Origin of the sequence: Bacillus sp. AG4(2022) (genome assembly GCF_031844465.1) — a bacterium.
Classification (GTDB): Bacteria; Bacillota; Bacilli; order Bacillales; family Cytobacillaceae; genus Bacillus_AB; species Bacillus_AB infantis.
In genome coordinates, this window is record NZ_JAUZVH010000003.1 from 377,303 (window position 1) to 400,748 (window position 23,446).

34 protein-coding genes are annotated in these 23,446 nt (G+C 46.1%); 10 read left to right on the forward strand and 24 right to left on the reverse strand.

Annotation, left to right across the window (positions count from 1 at the left end):
- Positions 1 to 18: 18 nt before the first annotated feature.
- Positions 19 to 201, forward strand: a complete 183-nt coding sequence (locus Q9R36_RS10790; protein WP_009792406.1) for a DUF1272 domain-containing protein — start codon at positions 19 to 21, stop codon at positions 199 to 201.
- A gap of 220 nt (positions 202 to 421) precedes the next feature.
- On the opposite strand, the gene Q9R36_RS10795 is transcribed toward Q9R36_RS10790, so the two are convergent.
- Complete coding sequence (locus Q9R36_RS10795; RefSeq protein ID WP_311225091.1) at positions 422 to 763, reverse strand: hypothetical protein; 342 nt, start codon at positions 761 to 763, stop codon at positions 422 to 424.
- A gap of 95 nt (positions 764 to 858) precedes the next feature.
- Here Q9R36_RS10795 and Q9R36_RS10800 point away from each other — a divergent pair, with 95 nt between their 5' ends.
- Entirely contained in the window at positions 859 to 1,170 is a 312-nt protein-coding gene (locus Q9R36_RS10800; RefSeq protein WP_311225092.1) for a hypothetical protein, read from the forward strand.
- Positions 1,171 to 1,226: 56 nt separating this feature from the next.
- On the opposite strand, the gene Q9R36_RS10805 is transcribed toward Q9R36_RS10800, so the two are convergent.
- The 4 genes from Q9R36_RS10805 to Q9R36_RS10820 form a co-directional block, all read right to left on the reverse strand.
- Positions 1,227 to 2,243 carry a S66 family peptidase gene (locus Q9R36_RS10805; RefSeq protein WP_311225093.1) on the reverse strand — a complete coding sequence of 339 codons (1,017 nt, stop codon included), beginning with the start codon at positions 2,241 to 2,243 and terminating at the stop codon, positions 1,227 to 1,229.
- Positions 2,244 to 2,258: 15 nt separating this feature from the next.
- Complete coding sequence (locus Q9R36_RS10810) at positions 2,259 to 2,753, reverse strand: GNAT family N-acetyltransferase (protein ID WP_311225094.1); 495 nt, start codon at positions 2,751 to 2,753, stop codon at positions 2,259 to 2,261.
- Between the two features lie 556 nt (positions 2,754 to 3,309).
- Positions 3,310 to 3,537 carry a YczI family protein gene (locus Q9R36_RS10815; RefSeq protein ID WP_311225148.1) on the reverse strand — a complete coding sequence of 76 codons (228 nt, stop codon included), beginning with the start codon at positions 3,535 to 3,537 and terminating at the stop codon, positions 3,310 to 3,312.
- Between the two features lie 91 nt (positions 3,538 to 3,628).
- Entirely contained in the window at positions 3,629 to 3,925 is a 297-nt protein-coding gene (locus Q9R36_RS10820) for a hypothetical protein (protein ID WP_311225095.1), read from the reverse strand.
- 135 nt (positions 3,926 to 4,060) lie between these two features.
- Between Q9R36_RS10820 and Q9R36_RS10825 the strand changes: the two genes are divergently transcribed.
- Entirely contained in the window at positions 4,061 to 4,792 is a 732-nt protein-coding gene (locus Q9R36_RS10825; protein ID WP_311225096.1) for an alpha/beta hydrolase, read from the forward strand.
- A gap of 38 nt (positions 4,793 to 4,830) precedes the next feature.
- On the opposite strand, the gene Q9R36_RS10830 is transcribed toward Q9R36_RS10825, so the two are convergent.
- Positions 4,831 to 5,004 (reverse strand): hypothetical protein, encoded by a 174-nt coding sequence (locus Q9R36_RS10830; RefSeq protein WP_009792415.1) that lies wholly within the window; start codon positions 5,002 to 5,004, stop codon positions 4,831 to 4,833.
- Between the two features lie 88 nt (positions 5,005 to 5,092).
- On the reverse strand, positions 5,093 to 5,938 hold the full coding sequence (locus tag Q9R36_RS10835) for a P-loop NTPase family protein (RefSeq protein ID WP_311225097.1): 846 nt from the start codon (positions 5,936 to 5,938) through the stop codon (positions 5,093 to 5,095).
- A 153-nt stretch (positions 5,939 to 6,091) separates the two neighbouring features.
- Here Q9R36_RS10835 and Q9R36_RS10840 point away from each other — a divergent pair, with 153 nt between their 5' ends.
- Positions 6,092 to 6,607: a CBO0543 family protein gene (locus Q9R36_RS10840; protein WP_311225098.1), complete on the forward strand. Its 516-nt coding sequence runs from the start codon at positions 6,092 to 6,094 to the stop codon at positions 6,605 to 6,607.
- Positions 6,608 to 6,691: 84 nt separating this feature from the next.
- Positions 6,692 to 7,141 (forward strand): MarR family winged helix-turn-helix transcriptional regulator, encoded by a 450-nt coding sequence (locus tag Q9R36_RS10845; RefSeq protein WP_253616176.1) that lies wholly within the window; start codon positions 6,692 to 6,694, stop codon positions 7,139 to 7,141.
- A gap of 38 nt (positions 7,142 to 7,179) precedes the next feature.
- Here Q9R36_RS10845 and Q9R36_RS10850 read toward each other — a convergent pair whose 3' ends face one another.
- From Q9R36_RS10850 to Q9R36_RS10890, 9 genes are all read right to left on the reverse strand, one after another.
- Positions 7,180 to 7,605: an organic hydroperoxide resistance protein gene (locus Q9R36_RS10850; protein ID WP_253616174.1), complete on the reverse strand. Its 426-nt coding sequence runs from the start codon at positions 7,603 to 7,605 to the stop codon at positions 7,180 to 7,182.
- A gap of 118 nt (positions 7,606 to 7,723) precedes the next feature.
- Positions 7,724 to 8,113, reverse strand: coding sequence for a hypothetical protein (locus Q9R36_RS10855; RefSeq protein ID WP_224952134.1), 390 nt, complete (start codon positions 8,111 to 8,113; stop codon positions 7,724 to 7,726).
- Positions 8,110 to 8,319: a helix-turn-helix transcriptional regulator gene (locus tag Q9R36_RS10860; RefSeq protein ID WP_009792421.1), complete on the reverse strand. Its 210-nt coding sequence runs from the start codon at positions 8,317 to 8,319 to the stop codon at positions 8,110 to 8,112. The genes Q9R36_RS10855 and Q9R36_RS10860 overlap by 4 nt, the downstream gene beginning before the upstream one ends.
- A 143-nt stretch (positions 8,320 to 8,462) precedes the next feature.
- The gene (locus tag Q9R36_RS10865; RefSeq protein WP_253616171.1) at positions 8,463 to 8,903 is read right to left on the reverse strand and encodes an NUDIX hydrolase; all 441 of its coding nucleotides are present in this window, start codon (positions 8,901 to 8,903) and stop codon (positions 8,463 to 8,465) included.
- A gap of 10 nt (positions 8,904 to 8,913) precedes the next feature.
- On the reverse strand, positions 8,914 to 9,540 hold the full coding sequence (locus Q9R36_RS10870; RefSeq protein WP_253616169.1) for an alpha/beta family hydrolase: 627 nt from the start codon (positions 9,538 to 9,540) through the stop codon (positions 8,914 to 8,916).
- A gap of 95 nt (positions 9,541 to 9,635) precedes the next feature.
- Complete coding sequence (locus Q9R36_RS10875; RefSeq protein WP_094768038.1) at positions 9,636 to 10,052, reverse strand: hypothetical protein; 417 nt, start codon at positions 10,050 to 10,052, stop codon at positions 9,636 to 9,638.
- 109 nt (positions 10,053 to 10,161) lie between these two features.
- Positions 10,162 to 11,640 carry an aldehyde dehydrogenase family protein gene (locus tag Q9R36_RS10880; RefSeq protein WP_148950615.1) on the reverse strand — a complete coding sequence of 493 codons (1,479 nt, stop codon included), beginning with the start codon at positions 11,638 to 11,640 and terminating at the stop codon, positions 10,162 to 10,164.
- A 103-nt stretch (positions 11,641 to 11,743) separates the two neighbouring features.
- Complete coding sequence (locus Q9R36_RS10885; RefSeq protein WP_148950616.1) at positions 11,744 to 12,394, reverse strand: PspA/IM30 family protein; 651 nt, start codon at positions 12,392 to 12,394, stop codon at positions 11,744 to 11,746.
- Between the two features lie 5 nt (positions 12,395 to 12,399).
- The gene (locus Q9R36_RS10890) at positions 12,400 to 12,915 is read right to left on the reverse strand and encodes a hypothetical protein (protein ID WP_009792430.1); all 516 of its coding nucleotides are present in this window, start codon (positions 12,913 to 12,915) and stop codon (positions 12,400 to 12,402) included.
- A gap of 65 nt (positions 12,916 to 12,980) precedes the next feature.
- Between Q9R36_RS10890 and Q9R36_RS10895 the strand changes: the two genes are divergently transcribed.
- Together Q9R36_RS10895 and Q9R36_RS10900 are read left to right on the forward strand one after the other, a co-directional pair.
- A complete protein-coding gene (locus tag Q9R36_RS10895) occupies positions 12,981 to 13,145 on the forward strand; it encodes a hypothetical protein (protein WP_022543293.1) in 165 nt (54 codons plus the stop codon).
- Positions 13,142 to 14,128, forward strand: a complete 987-nt coding sequence (locus Q9R36_RS10900) for an NAD(P)-dependent alcohol dehydrogenase (protein WP_253616168.1) — start codon at positions 13,142 to 13,144, stop codon at positions 14,126 to 14,128. Before Q9R36_RS10895 ends, Q9R36_RS10900 begins: the two co-directional genes overlap by 4 nt.
- A 28-nt stretch (positions 14,129 to 14,156) precedes the next feature.
- On the opposite strand, the gene Q9R36_RS10905 is transcribed toward Q9R36_RS10900, so the two are convergent.
- The 5 genes from Q9R36_RS10905 to Q9R36_RS10925 all read right to left on the reverse strand — a co-directional run bounded on the left by Q9R36_RS10905 (position 14,157) and on the right by Q9R36_RS10925 (position 19,073).
- Entirely contained in the window at positions 14,157 to 15,071 is a 915-nt protein-coding gene (locus Q9R36_RS10905; RefSeq protein ID WP_253619023.1) for a peptidoglycan recognition protein family protein, read from the reverse strand.
- Between the two features lie 224 nt (positions 15,072 to 15,295).
- Positions 15,296 to 16,384 (reverse strand): NAD(P)-dependent alcohol dehydrogenase, encoded by a 1,089-nt coding sequence (locus tag Q9R36_RS10910; RefSeq protein ID WP_253616166.1) that lies wholly within the window; start codon positions 16,382 to 16,384, stop codon positions 15,296 to 15,298.
- 191 nt (positions 16,385 to 16,575) lie between these two features.
- Complete coding sequence (locus Q9R36_RS10915) at positions 16,576 to 17,961, reverse strand: sensor histidine kinase (RefSeq protein ID WP_253616164.1); 1,386 nt, start codon at positions 17,959 to 17,961, stop codon at positions 16,576 to 16,578.
- Positions 17,951 to 18,625, reverse strand: a complete 675-nt coding sequence (locus tag Q9R36_RS10920; RefSeq protein ID WP_311225099.1) for a response regulator transcription factor — start codon at positions 18,623 to 18,625, stop codon at positions 17,951 to 17,953. The genes Q9R36_RS10915 and Q9R36_RS10920 overlap by 11 nt, the downstream gene beginning before the upstream one ends.
- Before the next feature lie 154 nt (positions 18,626 to 18,779).
- Positions 18,780 to 19,073: a hypothetical protein gene (locus tag Q9R36_RS10925; RefSeq protein WP_311225100.1), complete on the reverse strand. Its 294-nt coding sequence runs from the start codon at positions 19,071 to 19,073 to the stop codon at positions 18,780 to 18,782.
- Positions 19,074 to 19,282: 209 nt separating this feature from the next.
- On the opposite strand from Q9R36_RS10925, the gene Q9R36_RS10930 reads away from it, so the two are divergent.
- On the forward strand, positions 19,283 to 20,239 hold the full coding sequence (locus Q9R36_RS10930; RefSeq protein ID WP_311225101.1) for a hypothetical protein: 957 nt from the start codon (positions 19,283 to 19,285) through the stop codon (positions 20,237 to 20,239).
- Positions 20,240 to 20,341: 102 nt separating this feature from the next.
- Complete coding sequence (locus tag Q9R36_RS10935; protein WP_311225102.1) at positions 20,342 to 20,824, forward strand: DinB family protein; 483 nt, start codon at positions 20,342 to 20,344, stop codon at positions 20,822 to 20,824.
- Positions 20,825 to 20,875: 51 nt separating this feature from the next.
- On the opposite strand, the gene Q9R36_RS10940 is transcribed toward Q9R36_RS10935, so the two are convergent.
- Positions 20,876 to 21,436, reverse strand: a complete 561-nt coding sequence (locus tag Q9R36_RS10940) for a sugar O-acetyltransferase (RefSeq protein ID WP_311225103.1) — start codon at positions 21,434 to 21,436, stop codon at positions 20,876 to 20,878.
- Positions 21,437 to 21,583: 147 nt separating this feature from the next.
- On the opposite strand from Q9R36_RS10940, the gene Q9R36_RS10945 reads away from it, so the two are divergent.
- On the forward strand, positions 21,584 to 21,961 hold the full coding sequence (locus tag Q9R36_RS10945) for a YidH family protein (protein ID WP_148950621.1): 378 nt from the start codon (positions 21,584 to 21,586) through the stop codon (positions 21,959 to 21,961).
- 44 nt (positions 21,962 to 22,005) lie between these two features.
- Here the strand turns inward: Q9R36_RS10945 and Q9R36_RS10950 are convergent, their stop codons facing one another.
- Entirely contained in the window at positions 22,006 to 22,506 is a 501-nt protein-coding gene (locus Q9R36_RS10950) for a cupin domain-containing protein (RefSeq protein ID WP_022543290.1), read from the reverse strand.
- 21 nt (positions 22,507 to 22,527) lie between these two features.
- Positions 22,528 to 23,373 (reverse strand): KPN_02809 family neutral zinc metallopeptidase, encoded by an 846-nt coding sequence (ypfJ, locus tag Q9R36_RS10955; protein ID WP_094768025.1) that lies wholly within the window; start codon positions 23,371 to 23,373, stop codon positions 22,528 to 22,530.
- Positions 23,374 to 23,446: the final 73 nt, after the last annotated feature.

The window sequence follows — 23,446 nt, forward strand, 5'->3', positions numbered from 1 at the left end:
ACGGATGGAGGGCTTTCTATGGGTTTGGAAATGAGAAAAGAATGTGAAAGATGCAGTGCTCCTTTGAGGTTGGACGATACAGCTTTTATATGCGTATATGAATGCACTTTTTGCCGGGATTGCACGGAAGAGATGGAGAATATTTGCCCGAACTGCGGCGGCGAGCTTGTCAAGAGGCCAAGAAAGACTGCTGCTGGATGAAGAAAGCTGTTTTTGCCGGCTTGGATAGCGTTCTTCAAGCCGGTTTTCAGACAATATGGCGCTGGGAGAGCCGGCAGCCTGGCCCTTTTTGGGTTCATACTATTAATCGGGCCTGATAATCTGCCAAATTCGACGGTTATTCTACCGATTCAGGGCATAATCTACCGACTTCATACGTTATTCTACCAACTTCACCAGTTAATTTACCAACTGCTCTTTTTTAGTCCTTCCCCTCTAAAAACGCCTGTGCCTCTTCTACCTCGTTCGTTTCCAGCATAAGCTTTTTCATTTCGCTTCCCCCGGTCTCAAAAATGAATATGGCCGGGAACTCTTCAAAGGAATACTTCGGAAATTCTTTGCGGGCCTCTTCAGGATCAGCAATATACCGGAGCTCGCCAACCGGTCCGCCGCTGCCGGCAAAATCGCTGAATGCTCCGCTCAATGTCTCATCTCCCCCGATGATAAGAACTTGATAACTTCCGGAGGATTGCCCGGTTGCCCCGCAGGCTCCAGCCAGAATGGCAGCAGACGCCAGAAAGAGAAACAGCACTATTTGCTTCATATTTTGCCTCACTCCTTTTTGTTAGGTTTCAGCAGGAATACCATATATATTATGGAATAGTTTATAAGAAGTTAGTGTTGAGGAGAATTTCTTTCATGAAATATAAAAAAGAGAAACTGGTTCTAGCCGGTATAGTGATCATTTTCCTGCTGCTGCATTCAACCCCTCACCTTGCCCTCAGAACCCATGTTTTTATAAGCGGCTATCCTGGTGCTGCTTTGACTTCAGGCATTATCGAGGATGACTACCATAACAAAGCAGATTCCAAAAAATTTTCCAGGCTTAATGGCAAGGCTTATACACTTACAGATCCTCCAATTGAAAAAGCAACTGAAGGCCTTTTAAGAAACTATCTTGTAAGGAAATTCGGCTTCCTTTATTTTGCTGAGTATTATGGTGAAACTTAAATGCCATGCCTCATTAAGGCACGATTAAAAAGGCAGACTCCGCAGCCTGCCTCTTCTTATGCTTTAAAATGCTGAACTATGTTGCCTTTCCCGTCCCGGACCTCAATTTCCGCGTATGCTCCGTTGATCAAAGTGACCTGCGGAGGGACATGGCCGCAGTCGATGTCATAAATAACGGGCACTTCAAGCTCAGCTGAAAGCTCTTTATATACATCCTCTGCAGTATAGCCGCCAACTGCTGTGTTGGCGCTGCTGCGACCAAACATGATTCCCGCACAGTCTTCAAACCAGCCGGCCATCTTCATATGAACCAAAGTCCTGCGCAGATCGGTTGTTGTCATTTCACAGTTCTCAAAATACCAGACAATAGGATCCCCGCCAAGGTGCTCCCGCTGAAATTCACGGACACGGCCGTAAGGGGTGCCGATCAGATGCCTGATAACATCAATGCATCCGCCGAGCAGCCGGCCTTCCATTTTCTCTGGACTGCCGGATATGGTTTTCCAGCTCGTCGGCTCTGTTAAATGAAATACATATGGTGAAGGGTTCTCATGCTGCCATTCTTTCTGATAGTTGCTGGAAGATTCCTGTTGGACCGATCCGCCCTCTTCTGTTTTCAAAACATCCAGCCACCTGGCTGTTGTTTCATCCATTTGCTCACCGCGCAGGTCGGCAAGATTGGTTCCATGGGCTGTCGCCATCCCCGTCATCAATGTGACGGCCAACAACAGCAAACTCGTATCCGAATAGCCTAATATCCACTTTTCTTCCATTCCGGCGAAATCCACTTTATCCAGAATTTCTACTAAAAGCTCCCCTCCCCACGGAGGAATGATTAAGTCTATCCCGCTGTCTGCCATCATTTCATTGAATTCATCCGCTCTGACAGAAGCAGGGGCCGACTTTGCTTTTTCCTGTGTCCACAGAGTGTCCCCGCACTTTACGCGGAATCCCCTTGACTCCATGCGCTTGCAGGCGGAGCGGATCATGCCGTGGAGCTCTTCCGGCACCCCTGACGATGTTGCTGTTACGCCAATGACGGCCTCTTCCTTTAAAATCGGATATTTGATCATGATTTCATTCCCTTTCTAAAGCTGCATGTGCAGCACATACTGCTCGCCCTTTTTTCCGGTGATTCGAAGGCCCTGGTCAATGAAACCAGCCTTTTTATAGACATGCTGGGCCGCATGATTGCTGTGATTGACCCCAAGGACGATTTCATTTTTATCAGGAAAATGCTTTTTTACAAAGTCAGGCAGGAGCCTCAATGATTCACCCGCAATCCCTTTCCCCTGATAGCTGGCGCTGATCGAGTAGGCACGAAGCAGCATCGCCTGTTCATTCGGGCTGTACTTGATGGCCCCGCCCTTGCCATGAAGGACGAAGAAGCCTGCTATATCCTCTCCATATTGAATGATAATAGGATGGCGGTCATCCTCCTGCAGGCAGGCCTCAATTGCAGGAACCGGCATTGAGGTAAAGCCGAGCTGCTCTTCCGGGAGCTGATAGCCCTTAAGCCGCGATTCATCTTCGTTTTTATAAAATTCAAGGGAGACTGTTTTTATCAGTGCTGTTTTTTCCATATAAGATCACCTTCTATCTTTCAGGCCCCGATGCCGCAATTACCTTAGGGTACCCAGCCTTTCGTTAAAGAACGTATATTCGATTATGCAGGCTCATATTCCTGCTAATTCCTCAATATTTTTATAAAAAAAGGCTCAATGAAACACACATTACATATTTTAAGCTCTGATTGCGGGGTCCCCGCCCAGCCAAAAAGAGCGGACCTTACCCGACCTGAATGAGGGAATCATCGCCAGGCTGAAAAATAAGCGGATAAATTCTCCTTATTTTCAAAAAAGCTCAAAATATAGCTCTAATAGACGGAGAAATTCCGGCTATCGATTAGAAAAACAGGAAAACGGGCTACTGCGCTCCGCTTAACCGGAAATTCTCCGCTAATTTACATCCATCCGCGCCGTATTCACCAGCTTAACCGGAAAAACTCCGCTTATTTTTGGGCTTGCTGGTCACTCAAATCAGGATAAGAATTTCTGACATTTTTATAACCATTCCTTCACTAACCTGTCCATAGTCATATAAGAAATGCTGTTGGCAGCAGTTTAAATATAAGACATGTTATTTCATGAAGAAGCCTTGAATTGCTACAAATAATCCAAATAAAAAAGCAATGATGCTAAACCACCCCGTCACTTTTCGTTCTTTCCGCAATTCTTCAATTCCAATTACAAACATCATTAAACTTAAAAATAGTAACATATACGATTGGTATTCAAAGTTATCAGTTATTAATCCATATCCTGCGATAATAGCACTGATTACTGCAAAAATCACTCTTAAAATCATTAACAATTAAAACACCCCATAATAGCCTTTTATGCAAACCTGCAGGGCTTCAATAGCCCGGAGAGTTAACATCATTAAATCCCGCTTCCCATCAATGGCTGCCCTCATACCCTGGAAACGTAATGCTTGTTATGACAGGATCTTTATTTCCATACCATTCATAAGCAATGTCGTAGATTCCGCCCACTTCAATCAGATTCCAGACGTTTTCGTCCTCGACCATCAGCTTCCGCCCATTAAGGAGAATATAATATTCCGTGCCCTCTTTTCCTTTATCTTCAACTGCCGCCGCTTCTGCTTGGCCTGTATGTATGATGAAATGGTTTCCGGCAAGCAGGAAGAAGATGATTAGAATAGCAGCCGCAGCCATCACTCTATACCTTTTCATTTGAAACCCTCCCATAGCTTTCCTTCATATACGCGCTGAGCTCAGGGAAGGTTTCAGGCTGTACACGCAAATCTGGAACCTTCTCCTTTTTTAAAATACAATAAAAGATATATCCAGCGGGCAGGAGGCTTTTTTATGAAAAAGATCATTAAAGTTGCCCTTATCATTGTTTTAGCTGTTATCATCGCAGGCGGTGCGGGATTTTACATTTGGGCCCAGGCAACGTATAAACCGTCTGAAGAACTCTTTAAATTAATCGGTGAAGAAAATATCCGGCATGAGAATGATTGGATTGTCTTTGATCCGGGTGCAGTGAAGAAAGCAGGGATCATCATTTACCCTGGAGCCAAGGTGGAGCCAGAGGCATACAGCTATTTGGGCGGGCGGCTTGCTGAGAATGGGTACCTGGTGCTGGTGCCGGAAATGCGCCTGAATTTCTCCATCCTCGAGGGAAATAAAGCAGACGAACTAATCGAGCATTATCCAGAGATTGAGAGATGGTATATTGGAGGACATTCCCTCGGAGGAGTTTCCGCTGCTACTTATGCGTTTAACCATGCGGACCAGATTGATGGGGTCATCCTGCTCGGTTCCTATCCAAGCAGCGGCTCTGACTTTTCAGATTCCACGATGCCCATGCTTTCGATTTATGCGGAAAAAGATGGACTGACCACACCCGGGAAGATTGAGAAAACACGGCATTTGCTTTCTGATGGAGCAGACTTATATGGAATAGAAGGCGGCAACCATGCACAATTCGGCATGTATGGATCTCAAAAAGGAGACAATCATGCTAGCATTCCGCCTCAAAGACAGCAGGATTTAATAGTAAAAGAAATTTTGAGGTGGCTTGAAGCCAGTTCCTGACCAGGACTGACCTAAACAAAAAAGGGCCTCAATGGCCCTTATACCTTCTCCTTTATCTGCCTAAGCTCTTCCTCGAGCAATGAGAGCCGTCTGTTGATGCTGTTTATCTGGGTTTGAACATCATTGTTGGATGTTTGGCCTGCATTGTCTCCACTTACTTTATCTGCCGCCGTTTTAATTACTTTCGTGAGGTCATCTTTATTGAACTTCAATTCTAATCCCCCTTGCCTGTTTTTTGGGGATATTCCCGGACAGCTGCTTTATCAAACACATCAGGCTGTTTTGGTATAGGAATTCTTCTTAAATTACGCCTTGTTCCTTCAGCACCTGCCTGATCATTTCCTTATGGCTGTCCGGATCGAACCAGGAATTATTCACCACAGCCTTTTTCAGATCAAGCTGCTTCATTGTGTCCAGCTCCAGCTGCTTCCTTGCCTCCAGTACCTTCAGCGTTCCCTCCAGGCCTTTCCATCCGCGGCTGAGTCCGTACCCTTGGCCAGTGTAATATTCGGCGAAGCCCTCGAACCACTCTGCCGGCCTCTCTTTTACAGCCTTTCTGAAGGCTGACTCAGGATCGTCCTGCTCCAGATAAATAAGAAGCGGATCAAGTTCTTTAATCGTTTCGCCAAGCCGCTTAACATAAGCCATGATTTCATTTGCCGGCTCATTGTACTTGATCATCCCGATGGTTAAAGGATTCTGAATGAAGCAGCATTCAAATATATACACCGCATCTCCATTTGCTTCTTCTGCAAAGCTGAGCCAGCTGGCCTCCATCAGCTCCATATGCAGCTTCATAGGCAGTTCGTAAATATCAGTCCGGATAATAGGATCCAGCAGGCCTTCAGGAAATGCATCAGGATATTTCCGTTTCATTTTTTCATATAGAACTAGATAATAGCCATTCTTTTTGATTGTATATTGTTTAATAAGTTCTCCTTGGCCGCCTGCTTCCTTCAGCAGTTTCTCCATCTCTGCTTCCGCCGCATAAGCGACTCCATCATAGTCGGCAGGATGGTCGAGATTGCCTTCCAGAAATAATCTGGTCTCCAGCCCTGCCTCATCGAGTATCTCTTTTGTATATCTGGCAGTTGTTGACTTACCGAAGCCGGGAAGCCCCTCAACGAGTATTAGTTTGGTTTTCATTCTTTGCACCTCTGTTGTCTTGGGATAAACTTTTGCTTTCTTCTAATTCGCCGCCAGCTGGCGTATTTCCTTTTTCAGCAGGCCTTTGGGAGCAGGTTATTTTCCAGGTTATTGGAAAACCTATTCTTATATCATTGATAAGAGGGTAAAAAAATGCAGTCATCATTCGTTATATTTTTCATTATTGCAGGACTCTTCCTTGGAGCCTGGAAAAGCTTTGCACAGTACTACAGCACGCTCTTGTTCTGGATCATTGCCAACCTTGCTTATGAGCTTCTCCTGTCTAATTATCGGGTCTGGGAATTCAATCCTGTTTGGATTGACCATTTATTATTGCCGACACATAATGCCATTTCGATGGCGATTGCTTTTATTATCTACCCTTTCGTCCTGGCCATTTTTCTCGGCCGGCTTCCGGAAAAGCTGAAGGCACAGGCTGGCTGGATTCTTCTTTGGTCAATCTTGTTCACTGGTGTGGAGCTCATCGCCTATATAAATGACAGCATTACCCATCATCATGGCTGGTCCTTCCGCTGGTCCTTTTTGTTCAATATCGTGACCTTCACACTGCTGATTGCCCATTATCGCAAGCCATGGACTGCGTGGCTCCTTGGCGGGATTTTTATAACAGCGCTCTATCTTATATTTGATGTTCCGACTCCCTATTAAGGAAAAAGGTATGCAGTTTAGTTTATTAAATGTAATGCGGAGGTTATAGTATACATACAGACTATAACGATAAGCGGTGAAAAAATGACAAACGAGTACAGCCATTTAAAGCTCGAAAATCAGCTTTGCTTCCTTCTTTATGCTGCTTCAAGAGAAATGACCAAGCAGTATAAGCCACTTTTAGATAAGCTTGAAGTCACCTATCCTCAATATCTTGTCCTTCTCCTTCTTTGGGAAAAGAAAAGCCTGACCGTAAAAAAACTGGGAGAGCTTCTCTACCTCGATTCCGGCACCCTTACACCCATGCTGAAGAGAATGGAGCAGCAGGGCCTCCTGAACCGGGAGAGATCTGCTGAGGATCAGCGCTCTGTATTTGTGACACTGACAGAAAAAGGAGTATCTCTTCAAGGACAGGCAGAATCCATCCCTGCAAAAATTTTCGAAATGAGCGGCGCAAACGAAGAGGAATACAACTCGCTGAAAACCTCCCTTCTTCAGCTATTGCAGGTCCTTCATCAAAAACATGAGCAATAAGAAAAGGATGCCCAGCCAAGCGGGCATCCTTTCTTACTTTACTGTACGATTTCAAGCTGAACCTCAATATTCCCATTCACAGCTTTTGAATATGGGCAGACACCGTGGGCTTTATCCACCAGTTCATTCAAAAGGCTATCCTCTATTCCTGTTCCCTTCACCTGCAGAACAACCCCAAGCTTAAAGCCTTGATCGCTTTCATCTTTTAAAAGACTGACATTTGCAGTCACTTCAGATTGAAAAGAGACTCTTTCTTTCCTTGCAACCATCTGCAGCGCACTGTCAAAGCAGGCTGCATAGCCGGCCGCAAACAGCTGCTCAGGATTTGTAGCTTCAGGAACTTCCTTTTTTCTTGGAGTTCCGGGCATCGCTACATCCAAAGCCAAATTCCCTTCTGCTGATGAAACCCGGCCTTCTCGTCCGCCAACTGCTGTTACTGATGCTGTGAATAATGGTTTTGTCATGTGAATCACTCCTATATTTTAGTTGTGTACAATTAAATTTTATAAAATCAATAACGAAATATCAATGTTTTTGCTCAAAAATAAAAACCACAGCAGGCACTGTGGTTTTGGAATGATATTAATCCGCAAATCTTTTAACAAGTACATATTGGATGATTGGATACGTAATATAGGCGATGCACAAAGCGATAAAAAGTGTGTAATTCTCTCCCTTGCTGACAAGGAAGAAGTCGATGATCCATAACAGCATTAGTGCCGCTAATACAACATAATAGCTGACTCTGGCACTGTCCATAATGATTTGCCTGCCCATTTCATCTTTCTGAACTTCCTTCCTCGTTCCCCATGTGATGAACTGGACCCATCCAATCAGCAAGGCGATGATCACGAGCAGCTCTGCTGACCCAATAGATGCTCCATCAATTTTAATATAACTGATGAAGGTTCCCCCAAAATAAAGTGTTGCCGCTATCAGTAATACGAGCGCTGCTATTTCTTTACCTTTCATCTCTCATTCCCCCTGCTCCTAAAATGGAATAGCTGATCCACTGTCATGCCAAGGGACTCTGCCAGCTGAAAGGCAAGTGCAAGGCTGGGATCATATTTATTGTTCTCGATTGCATTAATCGTCTGGCGTGAAACGCCGCATGCTTTAGCCAGCTCTTCCTGGGAAAGGCCGCTGCTTTTTCTCACTTCTTTGATTTGATTTTCCATTCACACCACTCTGCCGTATTTTTGTCAAACATGTTTTACATTTACAGAATAACATGACAGGATTTTACATGTCAAACATGTTTTACATTTCCCTAAAATAAAAAAGAACCGCAGAGGCTCTTTTTCACATGAAAGAATACTCATTAGATATATCCTGTCTTTTCAAGCATTTTCCGGGCTGTACTATTCAGTGATGGAAGGGAGTGCAGGGGGAAGTAGGCCAGCTCCAGGCTTTCTCCGTCTTTTTTTAAGATGCCCTCTATGTCAACCGCTTTATAGACTGCCGTTGCATTATAAATTTCATCTCCATGGGGAAATTGATAATAAAACTCTTTCCCTGAGACGAGCGACAGCAGCTCCAAAGATTGGGCCGTTAAGCCCGTTTCCTCGAAAAGCTCTTTCCTGGCCGTCTCTTCAAAAGAATCGCCCAATTCCATCCCGCCTCCAGGAATCCCCCAATCCAGTGTATCTGACCTCAATTGAAGCAGAATCTCTCCCTTATCATTGAGAACGATGACCGCTGAACCGGGAGCAATGATTGGCTCTGTACCGATATATTTCCGTAAAGATTGAATATAATTCATAGGAACTCCTTTAGAAAGACTGGAATTGACGAATATCAGAAATGATGTTCTTTAACAGATCGATAGATTGGATGGGATCACCGCTAAGTTCCAGGCTGTGATCGCCTCCCTCCACTACTTTAATAGAAAGATTGGGATTCCCTTTAATCCTTTCAATCCGTTCCCAAGTGAAAAAAGGATCCTGATCCCCAATGATACAGAGCCCTTTATGGCTGCCCGCCGCCATGCTAGTCAATATAAACTCTTTTTGAAGCAAAGGGGTCAGCCATACTGCTTTCGCATCCAGAAAGCTTTGATCCTTCAATAGATAAGGCAGTGCCATGGTTCCTATCGATTTAGCAGCGATATAAAAATGGTCATACCCTTTATTTTTCAGTGCATCTTCAATCGCAGACCGGACCGCTTCAGCCAGGCCTTCTCCAGATAAGGCCATCTGCTCTTCACGATTAAATGTGTAGTTGAGATGAAGAACATCGAAGCCCTTGGAGTAAAATAACCCTGTACAAAAATGAAGCAGCGGAGCCTGTGCCGTATACCCTGCCCCCGGCAAAATAATCGCCAGGCTATCAGCCGTTTCTTTTTGCTCTATTAATCTGGAAGAAATTTTAGCATGATTTACTTTGTTTGCTGATGTCATATTTCCACTCCTTCACAAGCTATGATATTCACATAAAAAACCGCTCTGAGTTGTCTGCTTTCCCTCAGCAGACAGGTTCTCCCCTATCACCTTATTCAAGCAGCACGCCTATTCATCACAAGCTGATAACTATAGAAAAGCAGGCCAATGATGTACAGGCCAATCAGGCTGAAAAAAGAAACTTCATTCAAGTAACCAAGCAGTGCCAGTGTAATGGTACCAATGGAATATAGCCCAATCATTAAATTGAATGCTTTGGATTTTGCCTTTTGGACGATTTTTTCACTTCCTTTGTCCTTTTCTTTCAAAGTTTCAAATCTTTTATCCATAATGAACATAATGCCTGCAAACAAAAGCATGATCCCAAGGAAACTGACTGCGATTGGAACTAAATCCATCCTTGTAAATGGTATGTTTAGAACGTCTGCTCCAATGATTCCGAAGATTATTCCCATAGCTGTAAAAATAAAGCCGGCCGCAGCAAGGAACCATGGCCATATCAGCCTCTTCATAGCACAACTCCTTTATACAAGTTTCCATAATTATACATTCGCGTTCCAACTCTGTAAACTCAAAAAAAAAGAAGACTGCTTCTTTAGCAGCCTTCGTTTTTTTCGTTCATTATTCTGGGATATATGGCAGCTCCAATGTCTTCGGGATATTGATGACATGCACTTCGAGATAGGATTTCAGCCCTTCTTTGCCGTATTCGCGGCCCACACCGGACTGCTTTACGCCTCCGAAAGGAAAGCGGACATCAAGTCCCTGTACGGCAGCGGTATTGATCATTGTGGTGCCGGCCTCAATCCTGCGTGCAACCTTGATCGCTTCTTCTTCATCTCCCCAGACAGAGCTGGTCAGTCCATAAATGCTTTCATTATGAAGCTGGATCACCTGCTCTTCGTCATCATAGGGAATGATCGGGACAGTCGGCCCGAATTGCTCTTCCACTACGATCGGGTCATGCGGATCTGCACCGAGGACCAGTGTGGGCTGAAGGAAGTAGCCGTTGTCCATCAGATCCGGGTCAAGGATTTTGCCGAGCTGGATAACTTCTGCACCCTTGCTCCTTGCATCCTCAACCAGACTTTTCACATACTTCACCTGTCCAGGGTTATTGACCGGCCCGACGGTTACTTTCGGGTTAAATGGATCACCAACCCGGATCCATTTATCTGCGGCTTCCCTGTATTTCTCCACGAAACTTTTATAAATGGATTGATGCACATACACTCTTTTGGCAATCATGCAGATCTGGCCTGACGTCAGGAAGTTGGAGATGACCATACGGCGCATCGCCTTCCCATCATTAACATCAAAGCTTGGCAGCACGATGGCAGCATCATTCCCGCCCAGCTCAAGTGTCATTTTCTTGATCGTCTCAGAGGCAGCCTTCATAATGCTCTTAGCTGTTTTAGTTCCGCCAGTAAACGCAATTTTTGCTACCTTTGGATTGGATGTAAGCTCAACCCCGACATCTGCCTCCCCATGAACAAGATTAAGGACCCCCGGCGGGAATTCGGAAGCAATGATCTCCACCACCCGGCTGACAGCAAGGGGCGCAAATGGGCTTGGCTTCAGCACCATCGTATTTCCTGTCAGCAGTGCAGGGGCTATTTTAATCGTTGATAGCGATATCGGATAATTCCACGGCGTGATGGCTGACACCACGCCGATGGGATCATAGGTAATAAGGGTTCTTCCGTTGTCATGCTCCTTCACCTGCGGTTCTGTTACCTCTTTTACATTCTGGCAGGCAAATTCCATCCACATCAGGGAAACGGCAATCTCCCCTTTCGAATCCCACAGTGCCTTGCCATGCTCCCGCGACAACAGCTCCGCAATTTCCGGGGTGGCATCTTTGATTTTCCGGATAGCGCGCTCCATACGTTCGACCCGGTCTTCTACCTTGCTGACTTTCCACCCGCTGAATGCATCATAAGCTGCATCTATCGCTCTGATGGCCTCCTCTTTTGTGTTGACAGGTGCATATCCTGCGATTTCCTCCGGATGGGCAGGATTTTCACGGGGAAAGTTTTTCCCAGTCGGTGTTTTCTCTCCATTTATGATTGCATCAATCTTTACTGGCTCCCTGTTCATCAAAGCATAGCCTCCCATAATCATAGATAAGCCTTAGTATGATGAAATCTCCAAGGATATATTCCCAAAATTTGAAAAAGCAAGGAACCGGAGTCCCTTACCTTTATCCCTTTGTTTTCAGCTTTTCCAGCTCAAGCTCCACTTCATCTGCCAGATACGGGCTGACAGACGGTTTAAAAGCATTAGCAGAGAGCAGCCGCCCTGCCTTTATATAAGATTCCTGTTCAAGTACCTTTTCTTCCATTCTGGCAAACCCGCTAAGAGCCTGTTCCGCCTTAAAGGAAACTGTGCTTTCCTGTATGTTCCTGATGGCTGCTGCAGCCTGATAGCGGGCTGCCAGCTCATTTTTCTTCAGCTTCAGCTCTTCATATTGCTGGTGGAGCCATTCAAGCTGCCCTGCCAGTTCATTTGTTTTTTCCTGAATCATTTCATATTGCTGGACGTAGACCGAAAGTTTCCGCTCGCTGACGATCTTCTCCTGCAAGGCAAGCTTTGCAATATCTTCCTCACCCTTTGATACGGCCAGTTCCGCCTGTCTGTTGCGCTTCTCTGCTGTTTCCTGTTCCGATGCAATCAGTAACGAGTATTTCTGTTCAACAGCATACTGCTGGGCCATTGCCTGCTTTCCTTTTTCCAGCTGTTCCTCCACTTCCCTTATATACTGCTTCAAAAGGCTTATTGGATTCTCCATTTTATCAACTGCATCATGCAAGTCAGCAGTAACGATGCGTTTCATTCTTTTTAATACGCCCATTTCTCCTATTCCTCCATTTTCGTTTTCTTTTCCCACTCATCCAGGAAGTCTCTGTTTCCCTGAAAGACGGTGCTTGTCCATTCATATGAAAAAGCGGCTGTCTCCTCATTTCTGCGGATTTTATAGATCGTGTACAGTCCAATGAGTGCCACTGGAATGAACACAATCTCAGGAAGGAGCAGGAATAATCCCAGACCCGCGAGAAGTATGCCAGCCCATTTCTTCAGCCCCCCATTCCGGGCCGTTTTCCATAAAAGAAAGCCTGCTGCAATCAAAAGCAGCTGCAGGATAACCGCCATAAAGCTTCCTGCCTGCATCCAGGAGTGAGGCTGCGCGGCTGATGTAAACTCGATCACATGCTGGTGGAATCCGCGGCCCCGGTGATGAGGAGCAAAGTGGATCTGACCCTCTGCTGCCATCGGCCTTGAAGCTTGTCCATAGAACCAACCCTCTGCTGATTTATAAATGGCGTATACTCCGGCAGCACCGATAGCGCCTCCGATAAGCATCTTCATTTTCATTTTCTTCACCTCCTTGTTAGTTGATGGCTGCAAAGAGAATATTAAAGTGCTTAGGAGAAAATCTGGTGAAAAAAACAGATTTTTTCAGGAGATATAAAAAAGACCAATCTGGTCCTTGTTCTTCTCGTAAACGCATAAATACAAGATATATTTTTCCTAAAGCAATAGTCTTATTCATTAGTTTCAGGAATATCTTTTTCCCAAAAGAAAGAGAAGGAGGCACAAAATGAAAGCCATCATAAGCGAAAAATATGGCTCGCCCGAAGTACTAAAATTAGCAGAGATTGATAAGCCCGTTCCTGGAGATGATCAGGTCCTGGTTAAGATACATGCTGCTTCCATCAACGTTGGCAATTTGGTTTTATTGAAAGGGGAGCCGTTTCTTGCGCGTTTTGCCTTTGGGCTTTTCAAGCCGAATTACCTCATACCCGGCGGTGATATGGCCGGGGTAGTAGAAGCAGCAGGTAAAAAGGTTAAACAGTTCAGGCCTGGCGATAAAGTGTTCGGCGATCTTTCGGGGAGCGGCTGGGGCAGCTTTGCGGAATATGCTGCTGTTCCGGAAGGTTCATTAGCGCTGATGCCTGCAGGAATATCCTTCACGGAAGCAGCCGCTGTACCGATGGCAGCTGCCACTGCCCTGCAAAGCCTGCGTGATAAGGGAAAGATTAAAAAGGGGCAAAAGGTGATGATATACGGAGCATCCGGAGGTGTCGGAACATTTGCCGTACAGATTGCCAAATCCTTCGAAGCTGAGGTAACCGGGGTGTGCAGTACAGGGAATATAGATATTTTACAGTCGCTTGGCGCTGACCGATGCATCGATTATAAGAAGACAGACTTTACTGTACTCAATGATCAGTACGACCTGATTCTTGGCGTGAACGGGTCTAATTCAATAAGGACGTACAGGCGTTCATTGCGGCCAGACGGGCAGTTTGTCCATGTCGGCGGATCAGGCAAGCAGATGTTTCAAGCTTTGATGATGGGTCCGTGGGTTTCCTTAACAGGAAGACAAAAGGTGGGCAGTTTTCTTCAAAGGCACAATCAGAAGGACCTGATATTTTTGGCCGATCTTATTGAAGAAGGCAAGGTGCGGCCAATCATTGACCGCATCTATAGTCTTGAAGACGTTCCGGAGGCATTCCGGTACTTTGCTGAAGGGCATGCACGGGGAAAGGTCGTTATATCTATGTCCCATTCCCCCAGTGCATGATTACTCTTAGAAGTCCAGGCCTTTCCTGCTACTGAATGGAAGCCGATATTTCTTTCATTTTCCTCACCACCAGCGGATAAAAGCCTTTCTTGGCGTCCTCAGTGGAATTCCCGCCGAAGAATTCTGTTCCGGGACATGTCTTGACTGCATGTCCGCTGCTTTTGTCCAGCACTTTCTCACCGGTGTTAATATCCCACCAATGATGATAGGTGATGGTGTCCACTGATGGGGAAAGGCCGTATTTGAGCATAAGCAGGGCTGTAACTGCAGTGATGGTCTCCTTTTGCTCTTTTGTCATTTTGTTTTTGTCAAAATTGCCGACATTTTCGATTGCTATGCTATCTGCTTCAATCCTGTGCATGGCGGCTTTATTCTGCAGTCCGAATGACCCTTCAGGTGCAGTATTGAAGGACCGCCCGACAGCTACTTTTCCATCCGGGAAAGTGGTCAGATGCTGGCTGATATCACTCCAGCCCATTCCTGTCACATGATACTCTTTCATGCCTTTCAGCATGGAAAAATGGTTGCTCCCGTTGAATTGCTCGTAGGAAGGCTGAAATGTATGATGCTGCTGGACCTTGCCGACCTTCCTTGTGAATTTCTGATTGAAGATCCAGTCCTGGAATTCTTCTCTTGTCATCAGGACAAACTGCCCTTCCATTTGAAGTTTCTTCGGCGGTATTCTCAGTTTCTGCCCCGTATAAATCCGTTCAGTTGCAAGCCGGTTCACTTTCTTTATGGCCGCGGCATCAGAGCTGAAGCTTTGTGACAGCTTCCATAATGTATCTCCGGATTTCACCTCATACACGATGGGCACCCGCAGTTTCTGGCCCGGCAAAAGAAGGGACGTCTGCAGCCCGTTGATTTTCTTTAATTCTTCGGTTGTTGTCTTATAAATTTCCGATATTCTCCACAAGGTATCCCCCCGCTTTACATCGTACATGTTTCGGGGATTATTCGCTGCACTGGCGGGGGCAGCCAATGCCGAGGCTGATAGAAGAACGCTAAGTAAAACAGCTAGTTGTTTTTTCATCTGTGATGTCCTTTCATTGTGATTCCATCCTGCTATTAGTTTGGTTGTCAGCAATGAAATTATTCCCGCCAGCTCTCCCCGCTGCACTGTATACAAATAAACCCCCGCCGCAGGCGGCGAGGGTTTATTCTCTGTTATCCAATTTTGACAATCGGCTTGATCGCAAGGCCTTTTTTAGAATCTTCAAAGGCCTGGTTGATGTCGCTGAAGTCATAGAATTCCACTAGTTTATCAAATGGGAACAGGCCATTTTTATAATAATCGACCAATTGAGGGATGAATAATTGCGGCACAGCATCTCCTTCGATGACGCCGACCATGGTTTTCCCTTCTGCCATGATTTCTTCATGAACATTGATTTCCATTTCCGGTGTCACACCGACGATTGCCAGCGTCCCAAGCGGACGGAGAGCCCGAAGCCCCTGGCGCACCACAACCGGAACTCCGGTGGTTTCAAGTCCGTAATGCACTCCACCATTTGTAATTTCTTTGATGCGTTCAACAACATCTTCGTTTTTGCTGTTGATGACGTGTGTAGCACCAAGCTCTTTTGCTTTTTCCAGGCGGCTTTCATGTATATCAATAGCGATGATATGTCTGCATCCGGTTATTTTGGCAGCCATGATGCCGCTCAATCCCACTGCCCCTGTTCCATACACAGCAATAGATGTTCCAAATTCTGGCTTCAGGCGGTTCAATACCGTTCCGCTCCCGGTTTGGATGCCGCATCCTAAAGGTCCAAGCAGTGCCAGATCAACATCTTTGTCGACTTTAACCACATTTCGTTCATTGGCAACTGCATATGTACCAAAAGAAGATTGCCCAAAGAACGTAGAAAGGTTGCGGTCATGCTGATGCAGGCGATGGGTTTCGTCTTCCATTTTGCCGCCGAAGTTAAGATCATTGAATTCGGTGCAGACTGTCGGGTGGCCTGTCAGGCAGTTTTCACAATGGCCGCATGAGGCAAAAGAAAGCACAACATGGTCTCCCGGCTCAATTGTTTTTACGCCGGCGCCTACTTTTTCTACAATCCCGGAGCCTTCATGGCCCAGTACAACCGGATAAGGAGTCAGGCCCAGATCACGAGCCACTGCATCTGTATGGCAGACGCCGGAAGCAACGATTTTAATCAGGACTTCATTTGCCTTTGGTTCAGCCAGTTCAACTTCTTCAATCTTGAAGTCTTCTCCCTGGCCATGGGTGACAGCTGCTTTAATCTTCATAAGACATTCATCTCCTAAATAAATGGTATATATCTCCACCTCAAAGTATCCCGTTCAGACTATTACCTTTTGTCACATCTATATTTTAAAGTACAAAACACCGATCCCTAGTTATATCGAAATACTAAAAAAAGCAGGTACTCATGTACCCGCTTTTTAGTATGGCAGTTAAAGAACCATTTCAATCATACTTAATTGTTTTTTTCAAATGGTATCACGACACGGAATTCTGTTCCTTCACCAGGTTCGCTTTCCACAGTGATCCTCCCTCTATGAACATCTGCAATCCACTTGGCGATTGAAAGCCCGAGCCCGTGTCCGCCTTCCTTTCGGCTCCTGGCTTTATCTGCCCGGAAGAAGCGGTCAAACACCTGGGCCTGCTCCTCCCTGCTCATGCCCATCCCCGTATCTTTTACCGAGAGAACAAAAATGCCGGACTGCTTCTCCCACTTCACACCGAGATTCACGCTGACTTCTCCCCCAGAGGGGCTGTACTTGATAGCGTTATCCACCAGAATATATAAGAGCTGGACAAGCATCCCGCTGTCGGCATGGACCATTACCTGTTCAGGAGCGTGGAGTGAGAGCCTGATCTGTTTTTCAGCCGCAAAACTTTCAAAAGAATCAAGGACCTGCACGCCCAATGGGCGCATATCCTCCCATTTCCGTTCCAGCACTGCACCATCAGCAGAGTCAGATCGGGCCAGGGTCAGGAGGTCATTGATCAGCTTAGTCATCCTTTTTACTTCATGCTTCAGTCCATTCATCATTTTCCTTGTAAAAGGATCCGGATCCTCCAGCTCCATTTCAATCGCTTCAACCGAAGAAAAGATAACACTCAGCGGGGTCCGGAGTTCATGGGAGGCATTCGCCACAAATTCACGCTGCTGATTATACGACTTCTCAATCGGGATAAGCGCCCTCCTTGACATCATCCGGCTGAGCCAGACACCAATGCCGATAAAAACAGCGGCCAGGCTGCTTAAAACGATGACCACCCATTTAAAAATGGTATTTAAATTAGATATATCCAATCCGATATACATCATCCCGGCTGCCTGTCCATTTATAATGACCGGCCTTGCAAGCATAAGGACCCTGATGTCAAAGTCCCTGAACTGGCTGTAGTCGGCATCATCTTCGGGAATCTGGAGTGTCTTCTGCCTGATTTCACTCTGGCCGGGGGTCCAGTTTTTTACAAGGTCCAGAAACAATGGCCGCAGCGGGCCAAAACTTTCATTGGCACTGACCAGGCTGCCATCCCCGGCAGCAACATAATAAAACAGCTGATTCTCGCTGAGAAACACCTGCTTGTCTCCTTCCCTTTGCTGAGGCCTGTGCCGGCGGAAGCCATCCTCCTGAAACTCATTTGTTTCCCGGTTAGCCAGCTCCGTAATTTTCCGTTCCTGGTCGGCATAGATGACACCGTATAAAATAAAGAGGACAATGATAACAAATATAATCAGAAAAAGAGTGATGATGCCGCTGTAGAACAGTGTCAGGCGAAGGCTGGTCTGGCCGAACACCTCCTGAGGCAGCTTCTTTTTCCATCTATCCAGGAAAGGTCTAGGCTTCAATTTTATACCCCACTCCGCGGATGGTTTCAATGAGGCTGTTTGTACCTTGCTTATCTATTTTCTTTCGCAGCAGCTTGATGGTCGCATCAATCGTTTTCATTGAAACATCTGATTCAATGCCCCATATCCGGTCCAAAATCATCTCTCTTGTCAGGACCTGCCCTTTATTGCGCAGGAGCATTTCAAGAAGCTGGTACTCCCTCGGGGTCAGGAAGATTTCTTCTCCGTTCAGGAACAGCGTATGGCTCGTCCGGTTCAGCTCAAGACTTTTCCATTGGATAACATCCTCCTGAAGCGGAGCAAGCATCCTCCGCGATAAAGCCTTCAGCCGGGCTGCCAGCTCATCAATTTCAAACGGCTTAATCAAATAGTCGTCAGCGCCTGCTTCAAGCCCTTCGACCCTGTCAGAGACCGCATCCCTCGCAGTCAGCATTAAAATGGCACCGCTGTATCCTTCCCGGCGCAGCCGGCGGCAGACGGAAATGCCATCTCCGTTCGGCATCATCCAATCCAGGATGAGCACATCATAATAGGAAGCCTTTGCATATTCATAAGCATCCTCGCCTTCCATCACCCAATCTGCTTTTCCAAACCCTTTCTTCTTCAGCAAATGGACGATCAATTCACCAAGATATTCATCATCTTCTGCAAGCAGTATTTTCAATATGTCCACCTTCCCGCAATTCTTTATGATTAAGATACCATACGTAGGTGAAAAACGAGTGAAAAAATCAGCCTTCTCCATCTGCCTCATTGTCCAAAAGAAAAAAGACTCTGCTTATGAGTCTTTCTGCTTTCAACTATTATGTTTTGAGCTGCTAGCTTAACAGTTTTCCGAAAAAAACGATATAAGCTAAGAATCCTGAAAGTCCCAGTGTTATTGCAAGTGAAGCAACACTCCTCACCAGTCCCATCCTGTTCTGGATGCCGCCAAATCCCATAACAGCTACAACAAAGGCCGCCAGAGTAAGGTAAAGCAATATTTCGAGCGGGTCAAGGCCGAAGAGGGAATCATCGATCGGTCCTGAAAAAGCAGCCTCCATAAACAGCAGGAAACAAATATAGAGAAAATGAAAGACCAGACATTCACTTTTTGCATATAAACCTCCCAATTAAGAATATTGCAAGCTTGCCGTTATGGGGTTACACACAACCATATCCTTATATTACCAAAAATTTTTTAAAAAAATAAAAAAAAAAAATCCTTTCATATTTTTAATTCTATTTTATTTTCACCTGTTTTTCACCAAGGTTCCCTATAGTAAAGCATGTACACAGCAAGACGATCCAAAATTCTAATAAAAAATGGAGGTATTTATTGATGAAGAAAAAATGGGCTGGATATGCACTTACAGGAGCATTGTCGCTAAGCCTCATTGGCGGAACGGCATTCAAGGCAATGGCCGCAGAGGAAAGCGGGACAGGTAATGTACCTGCTTCTCTTTTAGAAAAGGCTGGACAAGTATTGGATGACAGCACCAAGGCAAAGGTTCAGGCGATCATGGACAAAATGAAAGAAGAACTGGCTGCGATCGGTGTTGAACTTCCTGCAAAAAGAGAAAAAGAGGACCTTTTTGCTAACCTTGATGAAGAGACAAAAGCAAAAGCTCAGGCTATTCAGGATCAGGTTATGGCTGGCTCCCTCGCCCGCGAAGAAGCTAATGAGCAGTTAAAGGCTCTCGGCATCACTCTTCCTGACCATCATGGCAAAGGAGGTCCTTTCGCGGATCTGGATGAAGAAACGAAAGCTAAAGTACAGGCCATTCAAGACCAGGTCAAAGATGGCTCCCTTACTCGTGATGAAGCTAATGAGCAATTGAAGGCTCTCGGCACCACTCTTCCTGACCATCATGGCAAAGGAGGTCCTTTCGCGGATCTGGATGAAGAAACGAAAGCTAAAGTACAGGCCATTCAAGATAAGGTCAAAGATGGCTCCCTTACTCGTGATGAAGCTAATGAGCAATTGAAGGCTCTTGGCATCACTCTTCCTGACCATCATGGCAAAGGAGGTCCTTTCGCGGATCTGGATGAAGAAACGAAAGCTAAAGTACAGGCCATTCAAGATAAGGTCAAAGATGGCTCACTTACTCAAGAAGAAGCTGATGAGCAAATAAAAGCACTAGGCATCACTCTTCCTGGGAGGCATGGCAAAGGAGATCCGTTCGCGGATCTCGATGAAGAGACGAAAGCTAAAGCCGAGAGCATTATGGATTCTGCCAAAGAAGAACTGGAAGAGCTTGGTGTAGAGAAGCCCCTGATGGGCGGACACAAATTTTAATAGTGCAGGGACCTTCATACGGAGGTCCCTCTTCTTTTTAAAAGCAGGAATTCACTCTGCTCAGAAAGAAGAGAGAGTGATAACTAATTAAGGGGGCAGCTTATGAGAAAAGAAGAAATTATTGAAGAAAAATCAAGTTTCATTAACTGGGTGAACTCACTGGCACAAATGGATGAAGAACTATGGTTCCTCCCTTTCCGGGAAGGCTCCTGGGGAACAGCCGATGTGGTTTCCCACTTTATTACCTGGGATCGATTTGTCATCAGCCGGCGTATGCCTGCCCTGCTGAGCAAAGAGGAAATTCCTTCTGAAAAAATTGATGCAGATGCAATGAATATGGAAGCGGGACAATACGCGAGGTCAGGCATCAGCAAAAAAATGCTGATCAGTGAGTTTGCTGAGGCAAGAAAAGAGCTTCTCTTACTTTTGGAAAAACTGGAGCCGGAAAGATTTCAGGAGCTGTACCCAGGGAGGGACATGACAATCGGCCAATACTTTGCCGGATTGATTGAGCATGACCACAAGCATAAGAAGGAAATTGAGGATCATTGGGAGCGTTATGTGAAGCAGACCAGCCGGCAATAGGCCAGTCTGCTTTTTTTATAGTGAATCTTTGAGAGTTGATCATGAAGAAGATTAGACGTCTATAAACTTAATCACTCTCGCCGGGTTTCCGCCTACTACAGCATTATCAGGCACATCCTTTGTTACAACTGCACCTGAGGCGATGACTGCATTATTCCCGATTTTAACGCCCGGATTAATAACCGCCCTGCCCCCGACCCAGACATTATTTCCGATGGTGACGGGCTTCCCGAATTCCGGACCGGCATTCCGCTCTTCCGGATGCAGCGGATGCCCTGCTGTATAGATATGTACACCTGGAGCCATAAAGCAGTGATCGCCGATATTCACTTCACACACGTCCAGGATGACACAGTCAAAATTCGCATAAAAGTTTTCGCCAACCTTGATGTTATAGCCATAGTCACAGCGGAAGCTTGGTTCAATATAAAGCTTCTTCCCAGTCGATCCCAACAGCTCTTTTAAAAGCGCTGCCCGTTTCTTCTCTTCAGTTTCTTCTGTCAGATTGAACAGCCGTGTCAGTCTGCGTGCATTGGCCCTTTCTTTTACAAGGATTGGATCTGCCGCATCATATAGCTCACCTGCAAGCATCTTTTCTTTTTCAGACAGCATATTAGTGGTACCCCTTCCAGATTGAGAGTTTACCCTTATTCTACTTGCTCTTTGGGCAAGGAGCCAGTTGCATCAGGTTGCAGATTAGCCAATTTTCCCAGTGTATGCTACCATTTATCCAACAAACTGATAGTGTGGTGATTGAGGATGGACAATGGGCAGCCTACAAAGGATTCTAAGTATATCCAGCAGCATTTGGCCAATGAGCGGACCTATCTGGCCTGGGTCAGGACAAGCATCACAATTATAGGAGTCGGCTTCCTTATCACAAATCTTCACTTTTCCACTCTGCCGGCTGCTTCGATGATAGGAGACGCCCTGGCGCAGATCATCGGGCTTGCCTCCATTATTGTGGGTATATTGGCGATCATCATGACGACAATCGGCTACTTCAGGAAAGGGCATGAAATCAACAGCCAATCATTCAGGTTTTCCAGAAGGATGATTGTTCTCCTCTCAGCTCTTTTGCTGCTCATCTTCGCCGTGTTCGGATTTTATTATATGTTCGTTTGGGGAATTCTTTAAAGCAATCAAAAGCCTGGCACTCATCTTGTGCCAGGCTTTTTTGTTTATTTCACCCATTTTTCAAGCAGCGGGCCTGTATCTCCATAGACAGGGTCTGTTGCAGGCACCGGTACACTGCGGATATCTGAGAGTGCCTGCGCGCGCCCTCCCGGATCTTTCTTTTTCAAATCATGACTCATTCCATCCGGGTAGGCCCCAACAACCTCAAAGTCTTCTGAGCTGTCGACGTTTTTATGTCCTGTCCCTGCAGGCAGCACAATGACATCCCCCGCTTTCACTTCAACTCTTTCTCCACCGTCCCCGCCTAACAGAATAGTAGCGCGGCCTGAACGGACACCGAGGACTTCGTGAGAGTTGCTGTGATAGTGATGGTAGTCGAACACACCGCCTGTCCATGTGCCGAGCCAGTTATGGCGGGTAAATGTTCCCTCTATCGTATTGGCATTGTCACTGAAGATCCCTTCATAGATGATGACAGGCAATTCCTGATTGTTCGGGATATCACCATTGTCCTGCAGAAAAAATGATCTGACCTGCGTTGCCATGTGCATCCACTCCTTTGTAAGTTATAGATTGCGGGCGCTGAACGTATCGCCGCCCTCTATCGTTCCACTCTGGAAGCCTCTATTGAACCAGCGCTTCCTCTGTTCAGAGGTGCCGTGAGTAAAGCTTTCCGGGACTGCATAGCCCTGTGCCTTTTTCTGGATTGTATCATCCCCGACTGCATGGGCTGCCTGGATCGCTTCCTCCAGATCACCTTGCTCTAGATAACCCATTCCCTGTGCATGATGCGCCCAAACGCCGGCATAATAATCAGCCTGAAGCTCAAACCTGACCTGATATTTATTGAATTCTTCCTGGCTGAGCTTTTGGCGGAGAGGCATAATTTCATCCGTAGTGCCAAGGAGCGTCTGGACATGATGGCCGACTTCATGGGCAACAACATAGGCCATGGCAAAATCGCCAGGCGCCTGGAATTTTTCCCGAAGCTCCCTATAGAAGCTTAAATCAATATAAAGCTTTTGGTCCCCAGGGCAATAAAATGGCCCGACCGATGCTCCTGCTGCTCCGCAGGCAGACTGGACGCTGCCGGTATACAGAACAAGGGTAGGCTCCTTGTACTCCATCCCCCGCTCCTGGAAAATCTCACTCCAGACTTCCTCTGTATCCGCCAGCACTACTGATACAAAATCGGCCAGTTCCCTTTCCTCGGCCGTTTCTTCATAAGGTGCAGGCGACTGCTCCCCTCCGGTCATCCCCAGACCGCCAAGAAGTTCGCCGGGATTGCCTCCCAATAGTGTAATAATCAGGACAATGACAATACCTCCGAGGCCTCCCCCGACGAGCGTTTTGCCGCCCATTCCCCTTCTATCCTCAACATTGGAGCTCGCTCTTCTTCCCTTCCATTTCATGGTTTATCCTCCCTGCTGCCATTTTCTTTCGCAAGAATCATATCTTTTAGTCATATACCCGCACAGGACAGGA

Excerpts from the sequence above, each read along its gene's own strand:
- Q9R36_RS10790 (WP_009792406.1), top strand. The coding sequence starts at position 19 with ATGGGTTTGGAAATGAGAAAAGAATGTGAAAGATGCAGTGCTCCTTTG.
- Q9R36_RS10795 (WP_311225091.1), bottom strand. The coding sequence starts at position 763 with ATGAAGCAAATAGTGCTGTTTCTCTTTCTGGCGTCTGCTGCCATTCTG.
- Q9R36_RS10800 (WP_311225092.1), top strand. The coding sequence starts at position 859 with ATGAAATATAAAAAAGAGAAACTGGTTCTAGCCGGTATAGTGATCATT.
- Q9R36_RS10805 (WP_311225093.1), bottom strand. The coding sequence starts at position 2,243 with ATGATCAAATATCCGATTTTAAAGGAAGAGGCCGTCATTGGCGTAACA.
- Q9R36_RS10810 (WP_311225094.1), bottom strand. The coding sequence starts at position 2,753 with ATGGAAAAAACAGCACTGATAAAAACAGTCTCCCTTGAATTTTATAAA.
- Q9R36_RS10815 (WP_311225148.1), bottom strand. The coding sequence starts at position 3,537 with ATGATTTTAAGAGTGATTTTTGCAGTAATCAGTGCTATTATCGCAGGA.
- Q9R36_RS10820 (WP_311225095.1), bottom strand. The coding sequence starts at position 3,925 with ATGAAAAGGTATAGAGTGATGGCTGCGGCTGCTATTCTAATCATCTTC.
- Q9R36_RS10825 (WP_311225096.1), top strand. The coding sequence starts at position 4,061 with ATGAAAAAGATCATTAAAGTTGCCCTTATCATTGTTTTAGCTGTTATC.
- Q9R36_RS10835 (WP_311225097.1), bottom strand. The coding sequence starts at position 5,938 with ATGAAAACCAAACTAATACTCGTTGAGGGGCTTCCCGGCTTCGGTAAG.
- Q9R36_RS10840 (WP_311225098.1), top strand. The coding sequence starts at position 6,092 with ATGCAGTCATCATTCGTTATATTTTTCATTATTGCAGGACTCTTCCTT.
- Q9R36_RS10845 (WP_253616176.1), top strand. The coding sequence starts at position 6,692 with ATGACAAACGAGTACAGCCATTTAAAGCTCGAAAATCAGCTTTGCTTC.
- Q9R36_RS10850 (WP_253616174.1), bottom strand. The coding sequence starts at position 7,605 with ATGACAAAACCATTATTCACAGCATCAGTAACAGCAGTTGGCGGACGA.
- Q9R36_RS10855 (WP_224952134.1), bottom strand. The coding sequence starts at position 8,113 with ATGAAAGGTAAAGAAATAGCAGCGCTCGTATTACTGATAGCGGCAACA.
- Q9R36_RS10860 (WP_009792421.1), bottom strand. The coding sequence starts at position 8,319 with ATGGAAAATCAAATCAAAGAAGTGAGAAAAAGCAGCGGCCTTTCCCAG.
- Q9R36_RS10865 (WP_253616171.1), bottom strand. The coding sequence starts at position 8,903 with ATGAATTATATTCAATCTTTACGGAAATATATCGGTACAGAGCCAATC.
- Q9R36_RS10870 (WP_253616169.1), bottom strand. The coding sequence starts at position 9,540 with ATGACATCAGCAAACAAAGTAAATCATGCTAAAATTTCTTCCAGATTA.
- Q9R36_RS10875 (WP_094768038.1), bottom strand. The coding sequence starts at position 10,052 with ATGAAGAGGCTGATATGGCCATGGTTCCTTGCTGCGGCCGGCTTTATT.
- Q9R36_RS10880 (WP_148950615.1), bottom strand. The coding sequence starts at position 11,640 with ATGAACAGGGAGCCAGTAAAGATTGATGCAATCATAAATGGAGAGAAA.
- Q9R36_RS10885 (WP_148950616.1), bottom strand. The coding sequence starts at position 12,394 with ATGGGCGTATTAAAAAGAATGAAACGCATCGTTACTGCTGACTTGCAT.
- Q9R36_RS10890 (WP_009792430.1), bottom strand. The coding sequence starts at position 12,915 with ATGAAAATGAAGATGCTTATCGGAGGCGCTATCGGTGCTGCCGGAGTA.
- Q9R36_RS10900 (WP_253616168.1), top strand. The coding sequence starts at position 13,142 with ATGAAAGCCATCATAAGCGAAAAATATGGCTCGCCCGAAGTACTAAAA.
- Q9R36_RS10905 (WP_253619023.1), bottom strand. The coding sequence starts at position 15,071 with ATGTACGATGTAAAGCGGGGGGATACCTTGTGGAGAATATCGGAAATT.
- Q9R36_RS10910 (WP_253616166.1), bottom strand. The coding sequence starts at position 16,384 with ATGAAGATTAAAGCAGCTGTCACCCATGGCCAGGGAGAAGACTTCAAG.
- Q9R36_RS10930 (WP_311225101.1), top strand. The coding sequence starts at position 19,283 with ATGAAGAAAAAATGGGCTGGATATGCACTTACAGGAGCATTGTCGCTA.
- Q9R36_RS10935 (WP_311225102.1), top strand. The coding sequence starts at position 20,342 with ATGAGAAAAGAAGAAATTATTGAAGAAAAATCAAGTTTCATTAACTGG.
- Q9R36_RS10940 (WP_311225103.1), bottom strand. The coding sequence starts at position 21,436 with ATGCTGTCTGAAAAAGAAAAGATGCTTGCAGGTGAGCTATATGATGCG.
- Q9R36_RS10945 (WP_148950621.1), top strand. The coding sequence starts at position 21,584 with ATGGACAATGGGCAGCCTACAAAGGATTCTAAGTATATCCAGCAGCAT.
- Q9R36_RS10950 (WP_022543290.1), bottom strand. The coding sequence starts at position 22,506 with ATGGCAACGCAGGTCAGATCATTTTTTCTGCAGGACAATGGTGATATC.
- ypfJ (WP_094768025.1), bottom strand. The coding sequence starts at position 23,373 with ATGAAATGGAAGGGAAGAAGAGCGAGCTCCAATGTTGAGGATAGAAGG.